Raw genomic sequence first — 17,403 nt, 5'->3', positions numbered from 1 at the left:
GGGCGCTTCCGGGCGGGGTCAGGACGGGCGCTTGTAGAAGGGCAGCGGGACGACGGATGCCGGGATGCGTGTTCCGCGGACGTCGACGTGCAGGCCGCCGGCCTCGACGGCCGCGGGCGCGACGAACGCCATGGCGACCGGGTGGCCGAGCGTCGGCGAGAGCGCGCCGCTCGTGATGACGCCGACGGGCGCGGCATCCGCCCCGTCGCCGTCGTAGACCTCGTAGCCGGCGCGCGGCGCTCGGCGTCCCTCGGCGGTGAGGCCGACGAGCACGCGGGCGCCCTCGGCCGGACCGGCCGCGGTGGCGTCGCGGCCGATGAAGTCGCCCTCCTTGCCGTGCGCGACGACGCGGCCGAGGCCGGCCTGCACGGGCAGGATGTCGCGGCCGAGCTCGTGCCCGTAGAGCGGCATGCCGGCCTCGAGGCGCAGGGTGTCGCGGCTCGCGAGCCCGCAGAGCGTCACGCGCGGGCCGCCGGTCTCGACGAGCGCCGCCCACAGCCCCGGCGCGCGTTCGGGCGCGACGTACAGCTCGAAGCCGTCTTCGCCGGTGTAGCCGGTGCGGGCCACGAGCACGGGCCGGCCCTCGAAGGTGGCCGGGAACGCGCGGTAGTACTTCAGCGCGGCGATGCGCGCGTCGAAGTCCTCTTCATCGTTGCCCGGCCCCTCGACGCCGAAGCCCGGCGTCTCGAGCAGCACCGCGCGGGCGTCGGGGCCCTGGAGGGCGATGAGGGCGATGTCCTCGCTCTCGTCTTCGACGATCGTGTCGAAGCCCGCGGCGCGGGTGCGGAGCTCTTCGGCGACGACGGCCGCGTTCGACGCGTTCGCGACCACCATGAAGCGGTCTTCACCGGTGCGGTAGACGACGAGGTCGTCGATGATGCCGCCGTCCTCGGCGAGCAGCAGCGAGTACTTCGCCTGCCCGATCTCGATGGCCGAGAGCTTTCCGGCGAGCGCGAAGTCGAGGGCCGCCGCGGAATCTGCGCCGATGAGCACGATCTCGCCCATGTGCGACAGGTCGAACAGGCCCGAGGTCGTGCGCACGGCGTGGTGCTCGGCCAGGTCGCTCGAGTAGCGCACGGGCATCTGCCAGCCGGCGAAGTCGGTGAAGCTCGCGCCGGCCGCGCGGTGCACGGCGTCGAGCGGGCTGCGGCGCTCGCGCGCGGCATCGCCCTCGTCGGGCACGGCTGCGGGGCTGGTGGTACCGGGATCGTGGGTCACGAGTTCTCCTGAATGGTGCGTTCGTCGCATCGCACGGCGAATGCCGCTTGAGAACTCCCCCTCTGTCATGAGCCTGAGAGTTTCACGCAGCAGCGCTTTCACCGTGGGCGGGGCGCCGCAGCGCGGCATCCACTTTTCAGAGCGGCCGTGTTCATCGCGGTGTGATACCTGAGAGATTGGCGGGGAGGCTTGCTCCTTCGGTGCCGGTCCGGCTCTGCGTGAACAGAACGTGTCCGGCTCTCCCGCGATGCGTCGATGGCCCGGTATGAGATTGTCCGTCGATTCTACCAGTGCCGCGCCGCGCCGCCACGGATGGCCGTCGGGCACGGCGCCGAGCGGGCACGCCCGTTCGGCCGCGCACGTCATCGGGCGTCGTGTCGATTAGGCGGGAGCGGCCGCATCGAGGATGCTTCAAGTGCCGTCCGACCGCGTGAGCGCTGCTCCGCCTCGAGACGCGCACCTCGGGGGTGCATCGGATGGGGGTCCGGTGCACCCCCTCCTTCCCCGGCCGCGAGCGACCGCGTCGCGCCGCGACATCCGGATTTCAGTTCGTGTCAACTCGACTGTAAGATGATCGCGTACTTAGAGTCAGTCCGACACGAAGGGAGCGGCGGATGCCTCGCACGATCGAGCTCGCCGAAGCCCGGCTCGCCGTGTCGACCGTGATCTTCGCGCGCGAACCCGGCGTCGCCCACGACGAGCTCCCCGAGCAGCCCGTGCAACCGGCCGACCGATCGCTGTGGATCCCGCTCGTGCGACGCCTGCGCGCGCCGGGCAAGGGCCGCTGGGCGCTCCCCGGCGGCTGGCTCGGCGCCGCCGAGAGCCTCGAGGGCGCCGCCGCCCGCACCCTCGACGAGACCACGGGCGTCACGCCCCGCTACCTCGAGCAGCTCTACACGTTCGGCGCCCCCGACCGCTCGCCCGACGAGCGCGTCGTGTCCGTCGTCTACTGGGCGCTCGTGCGCCCCGAAGAGACGAGCGGCTCCATCGAGGACCCGAATGTGCGCTGGTTCGACGCCGACGACCTGCCCGAGCTCGCCTTCGACCACGACGAGATCGTGGCGTACGCCCTCGGGCGCCTGCGCACGAAGCTCGGCTACTCGCAGATCGCGCACGCCTTCCTCGACGAGACGTTCACGCTCGCCGAACTGCGCGAGGTCTACGAGACCGTGATGCGCCGCCCGCTCGACCCGGCGAACTTCCGCCGCACGGTCGAGGCATCCGGCGCCCTCGTCGAGACCGGCGAGGTGCGCACCGGCACCCCGCACCGCCCGCCCAAGCTGTACCGCCCGGCCGATCCCGCGGAGGCGGGCATCCAGGGCGCGTTCCGAATCCCCGTCGCACCGCACCTGAGGAGACACCCATGACGCTCGTCCAGCCCGCCGACACGCGGCTCGCGGCATCCGTCGACCGTTCGATCCAGCTGATCCAGACCGGCAAGGCGGCGGGCAGCACCTGCTCGCCCGACCTCGCGAAGGGACCGTGGGAGTTCGACGCGGGACCCGTGGCGTACGGGCCGGGCTCCTCGATGGGCGACGTGATCCCGACCGGTTCGCCGCGGCAGGGCGCGCTGCCCGAGTCGTACAAGACGGCGTCCGACGCCGAACTGCACGACCGCATCCGCGCCGCGAAGGCGACCCTCGGCGAGCGCGTCGTCGTGCTCGGGCACTTCTACCAGCGCGACGAGGTGGTCGAGCACGCCGACTTCGTGGGCGACTCGTTCCAGCTCGCGAACGCGGCGCTGACGCGTCCGGATGCCGAGGCCATCGTCTTCTGCGGCGTGCACTTCATGGCCGAGACCGCCGACCTGCTCTCGACGCCCGACCAGGCCGTGATCCTGCCGAACCTCGCCGCGGGCTGCTCGATGGCCGACATGGCCGACGAGGAGTCGGTCGAGGCGTGCTGGGCCGAGCTCGAAGACGTCTACGGCGATCTCACGGCGACGGATGCCGCGGGGCGCGTGCCGGTGATCCCGGTGACGTACATGAACTCCTCGGCCGCGCTCAAGGGATTCGTCGGCCGCCACGGCGGCCTCGTGTGCACCTCCTCGAACGCGAGGACCGTGCTCGAGTGGGCGTTCGAGCGCGGGCAGCGGGTGCTGTTCTTCCCCGACCAGCACCTCGGACGCAACACCGCCAAGGCCCTCGGCGTGCCGCTCGAGCAGATGCCGATGTGGAACCCGCGCAGGGCCCTCGGCGGCTCGAGCGCCGACGAACTCCTCGACGCGCGCGTCATCCTCTGGCACGGCTTCTGCTCGGTGCACCGCCGCTTCACGGTCGACCAGATCGCGCAGGCCCGCATCGACCACCCCGGCGTGCAGGTCATCGTGCACCCCGAGTGCCCCATGCCGGTCGTCGACGCAGCGGATGCCGCGGGCTCGACGGACTTCATCGTGAAGGCGATCCAGGCGGCCCCCGCCGGTTCGACGTTCGCGATCGGCACCGAGATCAACCTCGTGCAGCGCCTCGCCGCCGAGTACCCGCAGCACGAGATCTTCTGCCTCGACCCGGTCGTGTGCCCGTGCTCGACGATGTACCGCATCCACCCCGGCTACCTCGCGTGGGTGCTCGAAGAGCTCGTCGCCGGCCGCGTCGTGAACCGCATCACCGTGTCCGACGAGGTCGCCGAGCCCGCGCGCGTCGCGCTCGAGCGCATGCTCGCGGCGAAGCCGCCGGCATCCGTCGCCCCCGTCGATTCCGGCCGCGACGCGCCCGCTGACGCTCCCCGCTCGACCGTCGAGGCCTGACGATGGCGCACGTGCTCGTCGTCGGGGGCGGCATCGCCGGCCTCTGGACGGCGGTGCGCGCCGCCGACGCGGGCCACGACGTCGAGCTCGTCACGAAGACCGAGCTCGCCGACGGCAACACCCGGCACGCGCAGGGCGGCATCGCGGCGGCGCTGTTCCCCGACGATTCGGTCGAACGGCACTTCGCCGACACGCTCGTCGCGGGCGACGGCCTCTGCGACGCCGACGCGGTGCGCGTGCTCTGCGACGAGGGGCCGGCGCGGGTGCGAGACCTGATCCGCTTCGGCGTCGCGTTCGACCACGGCGACTCCGGACTCGAACGCGGGCTCGAGGCGGCGCACTCGCGCGCACGCATCCTGCACGCGGGCGGCGACGCGACGGGCGCGGCGATCGAGCGGGCGCTCGTGGCCACCGTGCGACGCCGCGCGGTGCGCATCCGTGAGCACACGATGCTCGTCGACCTGCTGACGGCTGATGCAGACGGGACGGATGCCGCGGCCGGAGCGGATGCCCCGCGGGGCGTGCGCGTCGTCGGGGTGCGGCTGCTCGCGGCATCCGGAGCCCTCGAAGACGTGCGCGCCGACGCCGTGGTGCTCGCCACGGGCGGCGCCGGGCAGCTCTTCGCGCACACGACGAACCCCGACGTGGCAACCGGCGACGGGGTCGCCGCGGCCTCGCGCGCGGGCGCCGCGATCGCCGACCTCGAGTTCGTGCAGTTCCACCCCACCGCGCTCGCGGCGCCCGGCACGCCGCTGATCTCCGAGGCCGTGCGCGGCGAGGGCGCCGTGCTGCGCGACCGGGAGGGGCACCGGTTCATGCTCGACCTCGACGAGCGCGGCGAACTCGCCCCCCGCGACGTCGTCGCACGCGGGGTCTGGCGCCGCAGCGTCGAGCAGGGCTCCCCCGTGCTGCTCGACGCCATCGCGCTCGGGCGCGACGTGCTCGAGCGACGCTTTCCGGGGCTCGGCGCGGCCTGCCGCGACGCCGGATACGACTGGGCCGTCGTACCCGTGCCGGTCACGCCCGCCGCGCACTACGCGATGGGCGGGGTCGTGACCGACCTCGACGGGCGCACGAGCCTGCCCGGGCTCTTCGCCGTCGGCGAGACCGCCCGAACCGGGGTGCACGGCGCCAACCGGCTCGCGTCGAACTCGCTGCTCGAGGCCGCCGTGTTCGCCGAACGGGCGGCGCGGGCGATCGACGCCGGTGCGAGCGTGGAGCCCGGTTCGGCGCGACCGGTGAGGCTCGCGGTATCCCCCGCCCCCGCGGTTCCGCGTGCGCTCGCCGGCGCGGCGCCCGGCCGAACGAACGACGATCCGCGCGCCGAGGTCGATCGGGCGGCGCTGCAGGCACTCATGTGGCAGCACGTCGGGCTCGAGCGCTCGGCGAGCGGGCTCGCCGCGGCATCCGACGCCCTCGACTCCTGGCGGGCGCCCGAGGTGCGCGATCGCCGCACCGCCGAGGACCGCAACCTGCTCGACCTCGCACGGTCCACGGTCGCCGCCGCGATCGCGCGCACCGAGAGCCGGGGCGCGCACTTCCGGTCGGATGCCGCGGCGCAGGCCCTCCCCGGTACTGCGGCCGCGGGCCGGCCCCGGGCCGAGCACGACCTGCCCGAGAACTACCGGCCCGAGCACGACCGGCACGACCTGCACGACCTCGTGCGGCTGGACCCCGATGCCGAGGAGGCAGCATGAGCACCGACCGTCGCGAGATCGACCGCATCGTCACCGCCGCGCTCGATGAAGACGCGCCGTGGGGCGACCTCACGAGCGAGACCCTGATCCCGGCGGATGCCACGGCCACGGCCGCGCTCGTCGCCCGCGAGCCCGGCGTGCTCAGCGGCATCGAGGTGTTCGCGGCGGCGTTCCGCATCGTCGACCCGGCGATCGAGGTCGAGCGCCTCGCCGCCGACGGCGACCGGTTCGCGGCCGGCGACGTGCTCGCCCGCGTGCACGGCCCCGCCCGCGGCATCCTCACCGCCGAGCGCGTCGCGCTGAACCTCAGCCAGCGCATGTCGGGCGTGGCGACCCTCACCGCGCAGTACGTCGCGGCCGTCGCCGGCACGGGCGCGCGCATCGTCGACACCCGCAAGACCACGCCGGGCCTGCGCAGCCTCGAGCGGCAGGCCGTGCGCGACGGCGGCGGACGCAACCACCGGCGCTCGCTCTCCGACGCGATCATGGCGAAGGACAACCACCTCGCCGTGCTCACCGCGGGCGGCGTCGATCTCGCGACCGCACTGCGCAGCGCCCGCGATCGGATGCCGCACACCGCCCACCTCGAGGTCGAGATCGATCGGCTCGACCAGCTCGACGCCGTGCTCGCGGGCGGCGCCGACACGATCATGCTCGACAACTTCTCGCCCGACGACCTGCGCGAGGGCGTGCGGCGCATCGACGGTCGCGCCGTCGTGGAGGCCTCGGGCGGGGTGAACCTCGACACCGTCGCAGCCATCGCCGCGACGGGCGTCGACGTCATCTCGGTGGGCGCCCTCACGCACTCGGCGCGCGCGCTCGACCTCGGGCTCGACGTCGACATCGCGCTGGCCGAGTCGGTCGGGGTCGCACCCGCCGCACCGTCGGCCACGGGGCATCCGTGATCTACCTCGACCACGCCGCCACGACCCCGGTGCGCCACGAGGCGATCGAGGCGATGTGGCCGTACCTCACCGGCTCGTTCGGCAACCCGTCGAGCCGTCATGAGCTCGGCGACGAGGCGGCCCGCGCCCTCGCCTGGGCGCGAAGCGAGGTCGCGTCGGTGGTCGGATGCCGCGCCGGCGAGGTCGTGTTCACGAGCGGCGGCACCGAGGCCGACAACCTCGCGATCAAGGGCATCGCGCTCGCCCGCCCCCGCGGCCGCCATCTGGTGGTCTCCCCGCTCGAGCACGAGGCGGTGCTCGAGTCGGCCGCATACCTCGCACGCCATCACGGGTTCGCCGTCTCCGAGGTCGAGGTCGACGGCGGGGGCGTCGTGCACCCGTCGGCGTTGGCCGCGGCGATACGGCCCGACACCGCGCTCGTCTCGGTGCAGCTGGTCAACAACGAGATCGGCACGATCGAGCCCGTCGCCGAGCTCGCCGCCGTCGCGCACGAGGTCGGGGCGATCATGCACACCGATGCCGTGCAGGCCGCCGGACACCTCGACCTGCGCATCGGCGCGCTCGACGTCGACGCGATGTCGCTCGCGGGCCACAAGGTCGGCGCGCCGAAGGGAACGGGCGCGCTCATCGTGCGCGGCCGGGTCGCGCTCGAGCCCGTGCTGCACGGCGGCGGACAGGAGCGCGGCCGCCGCTCGGGCACCGAGAACGTCGCCGGCGCGGTCGCGTTCGCGACGGCGCTCCGGCTCGCCGAGGCCGAGCGCGTCGACACCGTCGCCCGCGCGACGCGGCAGGGGCTCGCGCTCCGCGAGGCCGTGCTCGCCGGCGTCGACGGCGCGCGGCTGACGGGCGACGCCGATCGCCGCCTGCCGGGAACCGTGTCGTTCGTCTTCCCGGGCACGAGCGGCGAGGCCGTGCTGCTCGAGCTCGACCGGCTCGGGGTGACCTGCTCGAGCGGATCCGCGTGCGCCGCCGGCAGCAGCGACCCGTCGCACGTGCTCACCGCCATCGGGGTGCCGGCCGACCTCGCGCAGACCGCCGTGCGCTTCACGCTCGGGCCGACGACCACCGACGCCGAGGTGGCGGATGCCGCGACCGCCGTCGCCCATGCCGTGTCGGCGGTGCGGGCTATCGTGAATCCATGACCGACGCGAACGAAACCGAGAAGCACCAGCACGACGCGGCCGCCGAGCGGGCCGAATCCGAAGCCGAGCGGCGCCTCCGCGACGAGCTCGCCCCCGAAGAGGAAGAGCTCGAGGGCTGGCTGCCCGAGGCGACGCCGACCGACGGGCCGGCACCCGCGCCGTGATCCGAGCGTGAGCCCGCCCGCTCGGCGGGCGCCACGATTTCCATGCATTCCGATCCTTCACCGGATTCGGGAATAGAGTCGCGCCGCCGACCGGTTGTCGACTTCATCCGGGCGCGGTCGCGCCCCAACCGCAGCAGCCGATAGGAACCGCATCGTGACCGACCGTGCCCTTCCAGACCTCACCGGTCCCGCCGAGCCCGACCTCACGGGTGCCCAGGCTCCGACGGCGCACGGCGGCGACGCCGGGCCCGGCGCATCGCACCGCGTCCACACCGACGACGAGGCGCTGCACGGCGCCCGCAATTCCCGCGTCATCTGGCTGCTGCTCGCCGCCACCTTCGTGGTCATCCTCAACGAGACCATCATGGGCGTGGCGATCCCGCACCTCGTCGTCGACCTCGGCATCACGATCGCCGCGGCGCAGTGGCTCACCACGGCCTTCATGCTGACGATGGCCGTCGTCATCCCCATCACGGGCTTCCTGCTGCAGCGCTTCACCACCCGTCAGCTGTTCATCGCGGCGATGACCCTGTTCTCGACCGGCACCCTGCTCGCGGCGCTCGCGCCCGGCTTCGAGGTGCTGCTCGGCGCGCGCGTCGTGCAGGCGACGGGCACGGCCATCATGATGCCGCTGCTCATGACGACGCTGATGGAGCTCGTCGCGGCATCCGACCGCGGGCGGTTCATGGGGCGCGTCTCGACGGTCATCTCGGTCGCGCCGGCGGTCGGTCCGACGCTGTCGGGCATCATCCTCACCTACCTCTCGTGGCGCTTCATGTTCTGGTTCGTGCTGCCGATCGCGCTCGTGATGCTCGTCATCGGCATCCGCCGCGTCGAGAACGTCACCGAACCGAAGAAGACGCCGATCGACGTCGTCTCGGTCGTGCTGTCGGCGATCGGCTTCGGCGGCCTCGTCTACGGCCTGAGCCTCATCGGCGGCGAGGCCACGGGCAGCGCGACGCCGGCCCAGATGTGGATCTCGCTCGCCGTCGGCGCAGCGGGCATCCTCGTGTTCGTGCTGCGCCAGCTCGTGCTGCAGCGCAGAGACCGGGCGCTGCTCGACCTGCGCACCTTCCGCTCCGCCAACTTCGCGATCTCGGTCTCGCTCATGATCGTGATGATGGCCTCGCTCTTCGGCACCATCATCCTGCTGCCGATCTACCTGCAGAACGTCCTGCACCTCGACCCCCTCGCCACGGGCCTGCTGCTGCTGCCCGGCGGGCTCGTGATGGGCCTGCTCGGCCCCCTCGTCGGCCGGCTCTACGACCGGTTCGGGCCGCGGCCGCTGCTCGTTCCCGGAGCCATCGTGGTCAGCGGCGTGATGTGGTCGCTCACGATGGTGTCCGAGACGACGTCGCCGTGGTTCGTGCTCGCCGCCCACGTCACGCTCTCGGCGGCGCTCGCCTTCATGTTCACGCCGCTGTTCACGACCGCCCTGGGTTCCGTGCGGCCGAATCTGTACTCGCACGGTTCAGCCGTGATCGGCACCGTCCAGCAGGTCTCCGGCGCGGCCGGAACAGCGCTCTTCGTCACCCTGATGACCGCCGGCACGCTCCTCGCGGCACCCGGTGCGGCCTCGCCCGAGGCGGCCGAGGCCGCGGGCATCCACTCGGCGTTCCTCGTCGGCGCGATCCTGTCGCTCACCTCGATCGTCGGCGCGCTGTTCGTGCGTCGGCCCGTCGAGAGCGACGACGCACCGGCGTTCGCGCACTGAACCGGTCGTGCGGCGCAGGCCGTCGGCCGGCCGCCAGTCGGCGATCACCGGTCGGCGGCCGCCGGCGCCGCACGCGGCGCAGCGTGTTCCCGCGGCGTCAGCCGCAGTTCGGGCGGCAGCTGCGCTGCGAGATCGCGTCGACGAGCACCGTGCCGAGGTCTTCGGGCTTGGTCGCCGAATAGGCGCCGCCCTTCGTCACCTCGGCGATCTTCTGCATCGCCTCGAGGTCGGTGTCGGGCCCGAACCCGATCATGATCACAGGCACCGGCTTCGTGCCGTCGTCGGCCTTGGTCAACTCGGCGAGCAACGTGTCGAGATCGATGCCGTTCTCATCCTCGTTGCGACCGTCGGTGATGAGCAGCACCGCGTTGACCTTCTCGGGGTCGTAGCCGTCCCGCACGCGCGTGACCGCAGCCAGCACCGTGTCGTAGAGCCCGGTCGCGCCGCCGAGGCGCTCGGGCAGCGACTGGATGATGCCGCCGATCCGCTGCGCGTGCGCCGCGTCTCCGAGCGCCGAGATGGGCGCGAGCTCTTCGTAGTCGAGGTCGCCGTCGCGCAGGGTCGAGAACGCCCACACGCCGAGGTCGACCTCGCCCGAGAAGCGCGAGACCGCGGCCTGTGCGGCCTGCTGGAAGATGTCGATGCGTCGGAGTCCGTTGCCGGCCGGCTCCTCCATGGATCCCGACACGTCGATCACCGCGAGGTAGCGCGCCCGGAGCGTGAGCACGCCCCACGTGCGGAGCATCGTCAACTGCGTCGCGGCATCGAGCGGGAGCGCCTGCGCCGCCGGTCCCTCGGGGGCGATGCCGAGGATGTCGATCGTGCCCGAGCCGTCGGCGGCGCGGAACCCGGCCGCGTTCAGCAGCTTCGTCGCGGCCGCGGCCGCCTCGGCGAACTCGCCGAGGTACTTCGCCCGCGCCGACGGCGCCTCCGATGCGGCATCCGACTCGCCATCACCCGACTCGAGCCGGGTCGACGTCGTCAGCGAGACCGTGTCGACGCGCGGCGAACCCGCGAGCGCCTCGGAATCCGACGGCTCGTCGGAGGCCGGCTCGTCGGAGGCCGGCTCGTCTGAGGCCGTCATCTCAGCCGCGGCGTCGCCGAGTCGCACGAGCGGGTAGTCGATGACGACGGTGCCGTCGTTCGGATATCCGGCGGTGAGGGTCTGCGACGGCGCATCCTCGTTGTACTCGGCGACCTGCGCTTCGGTCGTGATGACGACGCTCGGCTGCGCCTGCGACGAGAGGGAGCCGAACGCGGCGCTCGTCGAAGCGGGGATCGACTTGCCGAGCGCGATCATCGCCGATGCGAGCGGCCTCGGGTCTTCGGCGGGAGCGTGGGCGCCGAGCGCCACGAGGCTCGCGAGGCTCGCGGACGAAGCCTCGGGGTTGGGGAGGATGGCCGGAAGCGTTCCGTCGAGCACACGCTGCCAGGTGACCGGTTCGCTCGCGACCTCCGCCGCGTCGGCGGCGGTCGTGGCGAAGACGACGGGGGTGGCGGCGACGGATTCGCCGACGGCGGTCTCGGGTTCGGCACGGCCGAGCGAGGCGGCGGTCGCGGCCGCGCGGTCGACCCAGGCGGCGGACTGCGGCACCCATGCGTCGGCCGCGAGCCCGCCTGCCGCGAGCACGGCCGCGGTGTCCGCCGAGTCCTGTGCGGTGATCTCGGTGACGACGCATCCCTCGCTCTCGGCGTCGAACTCGGCGGCGATGTCGGTGAGGACGGGCGCGATGGTGCTGTCGGCGACGATGCTGAGCGACTGTGCCTCGTCGCACGCGTCTGCGGAGGCGGAGGAGGGGTCGAGGTGGCCGCCGACCCAGAGGTAGACGCCGGAGGCGACCACGCCGACCACGACGACGGCGGCGATGATGGACAGGATGAGGCCGCGCTTCGGCTTCTTCGCCGGTGCGGTGCTGTGACGCCCCACGGACACTCCAAGCCCGACGGTGGTCAGGGATGCACCGTCGAATCCTTCAGTTCGGGTTCCCACCGGGTACGGGGGAAGGATTCGATCAGTGTAGGTTACCCACGGCGGGCAGCGAAAACGATCGCTTCAGCTTGTGCGGAAGCGACATTCGGATGCCACATCGTCCACGGCCTGTCGCGGTGCGGTTCTCCTCGTCGATGCGGGGCGTGACGGGCCGCGCGGGGTTCATGGGAAAGAGTCTTTACGAATCTAGCGCACCCGGGGCGGTTCCGACGACGATCGTGCCGCCGCGTTCGAGATCGGAAGCGATGGAGGCCGCCATCCCGCCGGCCTCGACGAGGGCGCGGGTGATGGGCGCCTGACGCCGGCCGGTCTCGATGAGCAGCCGGCCGCCCGGCGCGAGCCACTCCGCCGCGGATGCCGCGATCCGGCGGTGCAGGTCGAGGCCGTCGCCGCCGCCGTCGAGGGCGAGCAGCGCCTCGTGGTCGCGGGCCTCTGGCGGCATCATGGGGATCTCGCCGGTCGGCACGTACGGCGCGTTCGCGGCGAGCACGTCGACTCGGCCCCGCAGGTCGGCGGGGAGCGCCTCGAAGAGGTCGCCCTCGAACACCCGGCCGCCGAGCGGCTCGAGGTTGCGCCGGGCGGCGCGCACCGCGGCGGGGTCGAGGTCGGCCGCGACGAGGTCGACCGGCCCCGCGGCATCCGCGATGACGACGCCGACGGCGCCGGCGCCGCAGCAGAGATCCACGACGACGGGCGTGCGACCGTCGGCCGCGACCGCTCGTGCGAACCGCGTCGCCGCCTCCGCGAGCAGCTCCGTGCGACGGCGCGGCACGAACACGCCCGGCTCGATGAGGATGCGGTGCCCGCCGAACCCCGCCCAACCGAGGATCTGCTCGAGCGGCTCCCCCGCCACGCGCCGCGCGGCGAGCCGTTCGAGCTCGGCGCCGGCGCCCCCCGGGGGGTCGGTGCCGCCCCCGCCCTCGGCCACGGCCGCTTCGAGCAGGGCGGCCTCCTCCTCGGCGAAGACGCATCCCGCCGCACGCAGGCGTGCGACGAGCGCGGCGTCGGGGGCCGCGTGCGGCGCAGTCTCGTCCATGACCCGAATGCTATGCGGCGATGCGCGGTGCCGAACGCAGGATGCGCCGCGCCCGCGCATGCCCTACGATCGTCGTCATGACCGCGTCGACCTGCAGCTGGTGGCCCGCCTCCTAGGCGGATCACTCGTTTCGACGTACGACGACCGCCCGAGGGCGGTCGTTTCGCATCTGCGGAAGGTTGCGGCCACGGGCCCAGACCACCGGAGATCCCATGACCGCACCGCACACTCCCCCGCTGCTCGGCTCGCTCGTCGCCGCGGGCGTCGACGCGCCGCCCTTCGCCGTGATCCGCCGCGAGCACGAGGCGGTGCTCGACGTGCTCGTCGGCGAGGTGGTCGACGTCGACCTGCTCGCCGAGATCCCGCTCGACGGCGACGAGGTGCTCGCGCTCGTGCCGTTCCGCCAGGTGCGCGAGCGCGGGTTCGCGGCGCACGACGACGGCGAGCCGATCCGCTGCCTGGTCGTGCGCGAGCGCGAGTCGATGGGCGTCGACGCGGCGCTCGAGGTGCTGCCGCGGCATCCGGTGGTCGTCGCAGACCTCGACGTCGACGTGGCCGACGAGGCGTACGCGGAGATCGTGCGGCGCGTCATCGACGAGGAGATCGGCCGCGGCGAAGGGGCGAACTTCGTGATCCGGCGCGAGTTCGTCGGCTCGACCGACGAGGTGCCCGCGGTGGCGGTGCTGGGCTGGTTGCGCGCGCTGCTCGAGCACGAGCGGGGCGCGTTCTGGACGTTCGCGGTGCACACGCCCGGGCTCTCGGCGGTCGGCGCGACGCCCGAACGGCATGTGTCGTCGATCGGCGGGCTCGTATCGATGAACCCGATCAGCGGCACGTTCCGCCACGACGTGCTGACCGAGGCGGATGCCTCGGCCGGCTCCCTCGACGAGCGGCTGAACGCGTTCCTGCACGACGTGAAGGAGCGCGAGGAGCTCGTCATGGTCGTCGACGAGGAGCTGAAGATGATGAGCGCGGTCTGCCCCGACGGCGGACGCATCCGCGGTCCGTTCCTGAAGCGGATGTCGCGGCTCACCCACACCGAGTACCTGCTCGAGGGGCGTTCCGACCTCGACCCCCGCGAGGTGCTGCGCCGTACGATGTTCGCGCCGACCGTGACGGGGTCGCCGATGGGCAACGCGTGCAGCGTCATCGCCCGGCACGAGCCGACGGGCCGCGGCTACTACGCGGGCGTGTTCGCCCGGTTCACGCCCACGGCGTCGGGGTACGACGTCGACGCGCCGATCCTGATCCGCACCGCGTACCTGCGCGACGGCCGGGTGCGGGTGCCCGTGGGCGCGACGCTCGTGCGCCACTCCGACCCGGTGGGCGAGGTCGCCGAGACGCGGGCGAAGGCGGCGGGCATGCTCACGGCGCTGGGCGCGCTGCCCCGAACGGATGCCGCGGCACGTCCGGCCGCGATCGGGCCGGCCGTCCCCGCGGCCGCCGGTGCCGATCGGGCGGGGGCCGACGTCGGCGCCGCCCACGACGCGCACGCCGACGTGCTCGCCGCCCGCAACGAGCACCTGGCGGCATTCTGGCGCGCCCCGCAGCACGCGCACGAGCCGCGCGGCCTCACCGCACTCGTCATCGACGCGAACGACGACTTCACGACGATGCTCGCGCACCAGCTGCGCCATCTGGGCCTCGAGGTGCGTCTCGTGGCGTGGCATGAGGCGCCCGACGCGGCATCCGAAGATCTCGTCGTGTTCGGCCCCGGCCCCGGCGACCCGCGCGAGGCGGGCGACCCGCGCATCGCCCGCCTGCGCGAGCTCATCGCCGCGCGGCTCGACGAGGGCCGCCCGCTGCTGGCGGTCTGCCTCAGCCATCAGGTGCTCGCCGACCTCGCCGGGTTGCCGCTCGCCCCGCTGCCGACGCCGCGCCAGGGCGTGCAGCTGCCCGTCGACGTGTTCGGCGAGACCGCGGCGATCGGGTTCTACAACACGTTCTCGGCGCTCGCGCCCGACGGATCGACCACGCCCCGCTTCGACCTCGAGGTCGCATCGGATGCCGCGACGGGCGTCGTGCATGCGCTGCGCGGCCCCGGCATCGCGTCGGTGCAGGGACATCTGGAGTCGGTCACCTCACCCGACGGGCTCGCGCTGCTCGAGCGCCTCGTCGACGGGGTGCTCGCGCCGGTCGTGCTGCAGGCTACTTGAGCAGGCGCGAGAGCACGCGATCGGCGAGCGGCTTGCCGCCCGTCTGACATGTCGGGCAGTACTGGAACGTCGAGTCCGCGAACCGCACCTCGCGCACGGTGTCGCCGCACACCGGGCAGGCCTCGCCCGTTCGGCCGTGCACCTGCATGCCGCGCCGTTTCGCGTCCTTCAGGTCGGCGGGCGGGCGACCGGATGCCGCGACCACCGCCTCGGCCAGGGTGTCGCGCAGTGCGGCGAAGAGGGTCTCGACCTGCTCGGGCGTGAGCTTCGCGGCGAGCGCGTACGGAGACATGCGCGCGGCGTGCAGGATCTCGTCGGAGTAGGCGTTGCCGATGCCCGCGAACACGGACTGGTCGCGCAGCACGCCCTTGATCTGCGTGCGCCGCCCGTCGAGCACCGCTCGGAAGTCGTCGAGCGTGAAGTCTGGCGCCGACGGGTCGGGCCCGAGGCGGGCGATGCCCGGCACCTCGCTCGGATCGCGCACGACGTACACGGCGAGCGACTTCTTGGTGCCCGCCTCGGTGAGGTCGAACCCCGAGCCGTCGTCGAGACGAACGCGCAGCGCGATCGGGCCCTTGCCGGGCTTCAGCAGGGTCTTCGGCACCTCGTCGTACCAGCGGAGCCACCCTGCGCGCGCGAGGTGGAACACGAGGTGCACCGGCGCATCGGCACCGCCTGCCGGCGACTCGCCCCCACGGGCGGTGGTCAGGTCGAGGAACTTGCCGTGCCGGGCGACCTCGGTGATCGTGCCCGAGGTCAGCGCGTCGAGCGGAGGATCGAACGTCTTGAGCGCCGAGATCGCCGTCACGACGGCCGAGGCGACCGTGCGCCCCACGGCGCGCTCGCGCAGGAACGCGGCGAGCGCATCGACCTCCGGCAGTTCGGGCACGAGCCCATGCTGCCACCGACCGCCGACGTCGGCCAGAGCCGGCCGACCCGGCATCCGCTCGCCGCCCCGCGCCGCCTCGCACTAGGGTCGGACCATGGCGAACGAGGAGCAGCAGATCGACGGCGTCCACCGGCTCGCGGTCGACGGCGACCCGATCTCGACCGAAGACGACGCGATCGACCTGATCGGCAGCGTCTGGTCGCACGGCGCGAAGACGGCCGCCGTGCCCGTCGAACGCTTCGACCCCGCGTTCTTCGACCTCAGCACGCGGCTCGCGGGCGAGTTCACCCAGAAGCTCGTGAACTACCGCATCCGTCTGGCGGTGGTGGGCGACCTGACCGAGCACACCGAGGCGAGCGGCGCACTCCGCGACTTCGTGCGCGAGTCGAACCGCGGCGACCACGTGTGGTTCGTGCGCGACGAGGCCGAGCTCGAACGCCGGCTCGCCGGGCGGTAGCGCAGAACGAGGCCGGCACGAGCCCGCGCCCGCGCCGGCCGTCGCGGGCGTCCCGAGTCGTACAGATGTTCGAGTGTCGGTGGTTGCTGAGAAGCTCTCATCATGAAGATGATCGAGCTGCGGCAGGCCCGCCACCTCGAGGCGGGCGACACCCTCGTGAACGTCGCCGGCCATGTCTACGAGGTCACGAGAGTCAGCCGGGTCGGCCGGGGCATCCGGGTGCAGTACCTGACGTCCGAGGGGCACGCGGGTCGGTTCACCGCGGCGCCCGAGTCGCTCAGCCGGGTCTACACGTCCTCCCGGCGGGCGCCCATCCCGGCGTGATCCGCTCGACCGGTCAGACCGTGCCCGCTCTCACGCCGGGCGGGTCATTCGCCCTTCAGCGGCAGGCGCTCGCCACAGGTCTGGCATGTCGGGCAGTACTGCGCGGTCGTGCTCGCGAACGAGAAATCGGCGATGGCGTCGCCGCACACCGGGCAGGGTTCGCCGGCGCGACCGTGAGCGCGCATCGCGGCCACCTTCGTCGCCTTGAGGTCGGCGATGGGCACGCCCCGACGAGCGGCGATCGCGCCGCCGATCACGCCGACCGTCGCGTCGAACAGGCGATCGAGCGCGTCGGTGCCGAGTGCCGAGGCGTGCTCGACCGGCGACACCCTCGCCGTGTGCAGGATCTCGTCGGAGTACGCGTTGCCGATGCCCGCGAACGACTCCTGCTCCTGCAGCACGGCCTTCACCTGTTTGCGCCGGCCCGCGAGCGCGCCGTCGAACGCGGCGCGGTCGAAGCCGTCGCCGGCGGGGTCGGCGCCGAGCTTCGCGACGGCGGGCACCTCGGCCGGGTCGTCGACCACCCAGCATCCGAGCGAGACCCACTGGCCCGCGTCGGTCAGCTCGAGTGCGGCGCCGTCGTCGAAGACGAGCGTCGCGAGCGTCGGCGCGGGCGGGTCGACGGATGCCGCGGCCTCCTGCCTGGCGTCTGCACCCGGGCCGGTCGAGGAGTCAGCACCGGCACGGTCGCCCGGTTCGCCCGAGGCATCCGCCTGCGCCCACCGTGCCCAGCCGTGGCGACCGAGCGAGACGACGAGGTGCCCGGCCTGACCGAAGCCGAGGTCGACGAGCTTGCCGTGCCGGCTCACGCCCGTCACCCGCTCGCCGACGAGACGTTCGAGGGGCCGCGCGCGGGTCTTCACGACGCGGAACTCGATCACGTCGACCTCGCTCAGGGCGCGGCCCGTCAGACGGGCGTCGAGCTCCTCGACGAGCGCCTGCACTTCGGGTGACTCCGGCATGCC

Annotated in this window: 15 protein-coding genes and 1 riboswitch; of the genes, 10 read left to right on the top strand and 5 right to left on the bottom strand. The window is 73.1% G+C overall.

What is annotated here, in order from left to right:
- Positions 1-18: 18 nt before the first annotated feature.
- Positions 19-1,218: a glycine cleavage system aminomethyltransferase GcvT gene (gene gcvT, locus GQQ92_RS01685; RefSeq protein WP_372493411.1), complete on the bottom strand. Its 1,200-nt coding sequence runs from the start codon at positions 1,216-1,218 to the stop codon at positions 19-21.
- Between the two features lie 147 nt (positions 1,219-1,365).
- Positions 1,366-1,473, bottom strand: a riboswitch (glycine riboswitch).
- 359 nt (positions 1,474-1,832) lie between these two features.
- On the opposite strand from gcvT, the gene GQQ92_RS01680 reads away from it, so the two are divergent.
- The 7 genes from GQQ92_RS01680 to GQQ92_RS01650 all read left to right on the top strand — a co-directional run bounded on the left by GQQ92_RS01680 (position 1,833) and on the right by GQQ92_RS01650 (position 9,586).
- Positions 1,833-2,585, top strand: coding sequence for an NUDIX hydrolase (locus GQQ92_RS01680; RefSeq protein WP_156997501.1), 753 nt, complete (start codon positions 1,833-1,835; stop codon positions 2,583-2,585).
- Positions 2,582-3,964 (top strand): quinolinate synthase NadA, encoded by a 1,383-nt coding sequence (nadA, locus tag GQQ92_RS01675; protein WP_156997500.1) that lies wholly within the window; start codon positions 2,582-2,584, stop codon positions 3,962-3,964. The genes GQQ92_RS01680 and nadA overlap by 4 nt, the downstream gene beginning before the upstream one ends.
- A 2-nt stretch (positions 3,965-3,966) precedes the next feature.
- Complete coding sequence (gene nadB / locus GQQ92_RS01670) at positions 3,967-5,661, top strand: L-aspartate oxidase (protein WP_156997499.1); 1,695 nt, start codon at positions 3,967-3,969, stop codon at positions 5,659-5,661.
- Complete coding sequence (nadC, locus tag GQQ92_RS01665; protein WP_156997498.1) at positions 5,658-6,566, top strand: carboxylating nicotinate-nucleotide diphosphorylase; 909 nt, start codon at positions 5,658-5,660, stop codon at positions 6,564-6,566. The genes nadB and nadC overlap by 4 nt, the downstream gene beginning before the upstream one ends.
- Complete coding sequence (locus GQQ92_RS01660) at positions 6,563-7,708, top strand: cysteine desulfurase family protein (RefSeq protein WP_156997497.1); 1,146 nt, start codon at positions 6,563-6,565, stop codon at positions 7,706-7,708. Before nadC ends, GQQ92_RS01660 begins: the two co-directional genes overlap by 4 nt.
- A complete protein-coding gene (locus tag GQQ92_RS01655) occupies positions 7,705-7,872 on the top strand; it encodes a hypothetical protein (RefSeq protein ID WP_156997496.1) in 168 nt (55 codons plus the stop codon). Before GQQ92_RS01660 ends, GQQ92_RS01655 begins: the two co-directional genes overlap by 4 nt.
- A 154-nt stretch (positions 7,873-8,026) precedes the next feature.
- Positions 8,027-9,586 carry an MDR family MFS transporter gene (locus GQQ92_RS01650; protein ID WP_156997495.1) on the top strand — a complete coding sequence of 520 codons (1,560 nt, stop codon included), beginning with the start codon at positions 8,027-8,029 and terminating at the stop codon, positions 9,584-9,586.
- 97 nt (positions 9,587-9,683) lie between these two features.
- On the opposite strand, the gene GQQ92_RS01645 is transcribed toward GQQ92_RS01650, so the two are convergent.
- Both GQQ92_RS01645 and GQQ92_RS01640 read right to left on the bottom strand, forming a co-directional pair.
- A complete protein-coding gene (locus GQQ92_RS01645) occupies positions 9,684-11,513 on the bottom strand; it encodes a VWA domain-containing protein (RefSeq protein WP_156997494.1) in 1,830 nt (609 codons plus the stop codon).
- 241 nt (positions 11,514-11,754) lie between these two features.
- A complete protein-coding gene (locus GQQ92_RS01640) occupies positions 11,755-12,612 on the bottom strand; it encodes a putative protein N(5)-glutamine methyltransferase (protein ID WP_156997493.1) in 858 nt (285 codons plus the stop codon).
- Positions 12,613-12,824: 212 nt separating this feature from the next.
- Between GQQ92_RS01640 and GQQ92_RS01635 the strand changes: the two genes are divergently transcribed.
- Positions 12,825-14,768 (top strand): anthranilate synthase family protein, encoded by a 1,944-nt coding sequence (locus tag GQQ92_RS01635; RefSeq protein ID WP_156997492.1) that lies wholly within the window; start codon positions 12,825-12,827, stop codon positions 14,766-14,768.
- Here GQQ92_RS01635 and GQQ92_RS01630 read toward each other — a convergent pair.
- Entirely contained in the window at positions 14,761-15,657 is an 897-nt protein-coding gene (locus tag GQQ92_RS01630; RefSeq protein WP_156997491.1) for an Fpg/Nei family DNA glycosylase, read from the bottom strand. The genes GQQ92_RS01635 and GQQ92_RS01630 overlap by 8 nt on opposite strands.
- Positions 15,658-15,751: 94 nt before the next feature.
- Between GQQ92_RS01630 and GQQ92_RS01625 the strand changes: the two genes are divergently transcribed.
- Together GQQ92_RS01625 and GQQ92_RS01620 are read left to right on the top strand one after the other, a co-directional pair.
- Positions 15,752-16,114 (top strand): DUF4180 domain-containing protein, encoded by a 363-nt coding sequence (locus GQQ92_RS01625; protein WP_156997490.1) that lies wholly within the window; start codon positions 15,752-15,754, stop codon positions 16,112-16,114.
- A gap of 102 nt (positions 16,115-16,216) precedes the next feature.
- Entirely contained in the window at positions 16,217-16,438 is a 222-nt protein-coding gene (locus tag GQQ92_RS01620; RefSeq protein WP_156997489.1) for a hypothetical protein, read from the top strand.
- Between the two features lie 44 nt (positions 16,439-16,482).
- Here the strand turns inward: GQQ92_RS01620 and GQQ92_RS01615 are convergent, their stop codons facing one another.
- Positions 16,483-17,400: a DNA-formamidopyrimidine glycosylase family protein gene (locus GQQ92_RS01615; protein ID WP_156997488.1), complete on the bottom strand. Its 918-nt coding sequence runs from the start codon at positions 17,398-17,400 to the stop codon at positions 16,483-16,485.
- Between the last annotated feature and the right edge of the window lie 3 nt (positions 17,401-17,403).

This window comes from Agromyces terreus, assembly GCF_009749465.1.
In the GTDB taxonomy this organism is placed as follows: Bacteria; Actinomycetota; Actinomycetes; order Actinomycetales; family Microbacteriaceae; genus Agromyces; species Agromyces terreus.
This window is presented reverse-complemented; position numbering and strand designations above follow the sequence as displayed.

Excerpts from the sequence above, each read along its gene's own strand:
- GQQ92_RS01615 (WP_156997488.1), bottom strand. The coding sequence starts at position 17,400 with ATGCCGGAGTCACCCGAAGTGCAGGCGCTCGTCGAGGAGCTCGACGCC.
- GQQ92_RS01620 (WP_156997489.1), top strand. The coding sequence starts at position 16,217 with ATGAAGATGATCGAGCTGCGGCAGGCCCGCCACCTCGAGGCGGGCGAC.
- GQQ92_RS01680 (WP_156997501.1), top strand. The coding sequence starts at position 1,833 with ATGCCTCGCACGATCGAGCTCGCCGAAGCCCGGCTCGCCGTGTCGACC.
- GQQ92_RS01655 (WP_156997496.1), top strand. The coding sequence starts at position 7,705 with ATGACCGACGCGAACGAAACCGAGAAGCACCAGCACGACGCGGCCGCC.
- GQQ92_RS01625 (WP_156997490.1), top strand. The coding sequence starts at position 15,752 with ATGGCGAACGAGGAGCAGCAGATCGACGGCGTCCACCGGCTCGCGGTC.
- nadB (WP_156997499.1), top strand. The coding sequence starts at position 3,967 with ATGGCGCACGTGCTCGTCGTCGGGGGCGGCATCGCCGGCCTCTGGACG.
- GQQ92_RS01640 (WP_156997493.1), bottom strand. The coding sequence starts at position 12,612 with ATGGACGAGACTGCGCCGCACGCGGCCCCCGACGCCGCGCTCGTCGCA.
- GQQ92_RS01635 (WP_156997492.1), top strand. The coding sequence starts at position 12,825 with ATGACCGCACCGCACACTCCCCCGCTGCTCGGCTCGCTCGTCGCCGCG.
- nadC (WP_156997498.1), top strand. The coding sequence starts at position 5,658 with ATGAGCACCGACCGTCGCGAGATCGACCGCATCGTCACCGCCGCGCTC.
- nadA (WP_156997500.1), top strand. The coding sequence starts at position 2,582 with ATGACGCTCGTCCAGCCCGCCGACACGCGGCTCGCGGCATCCGTCGAC.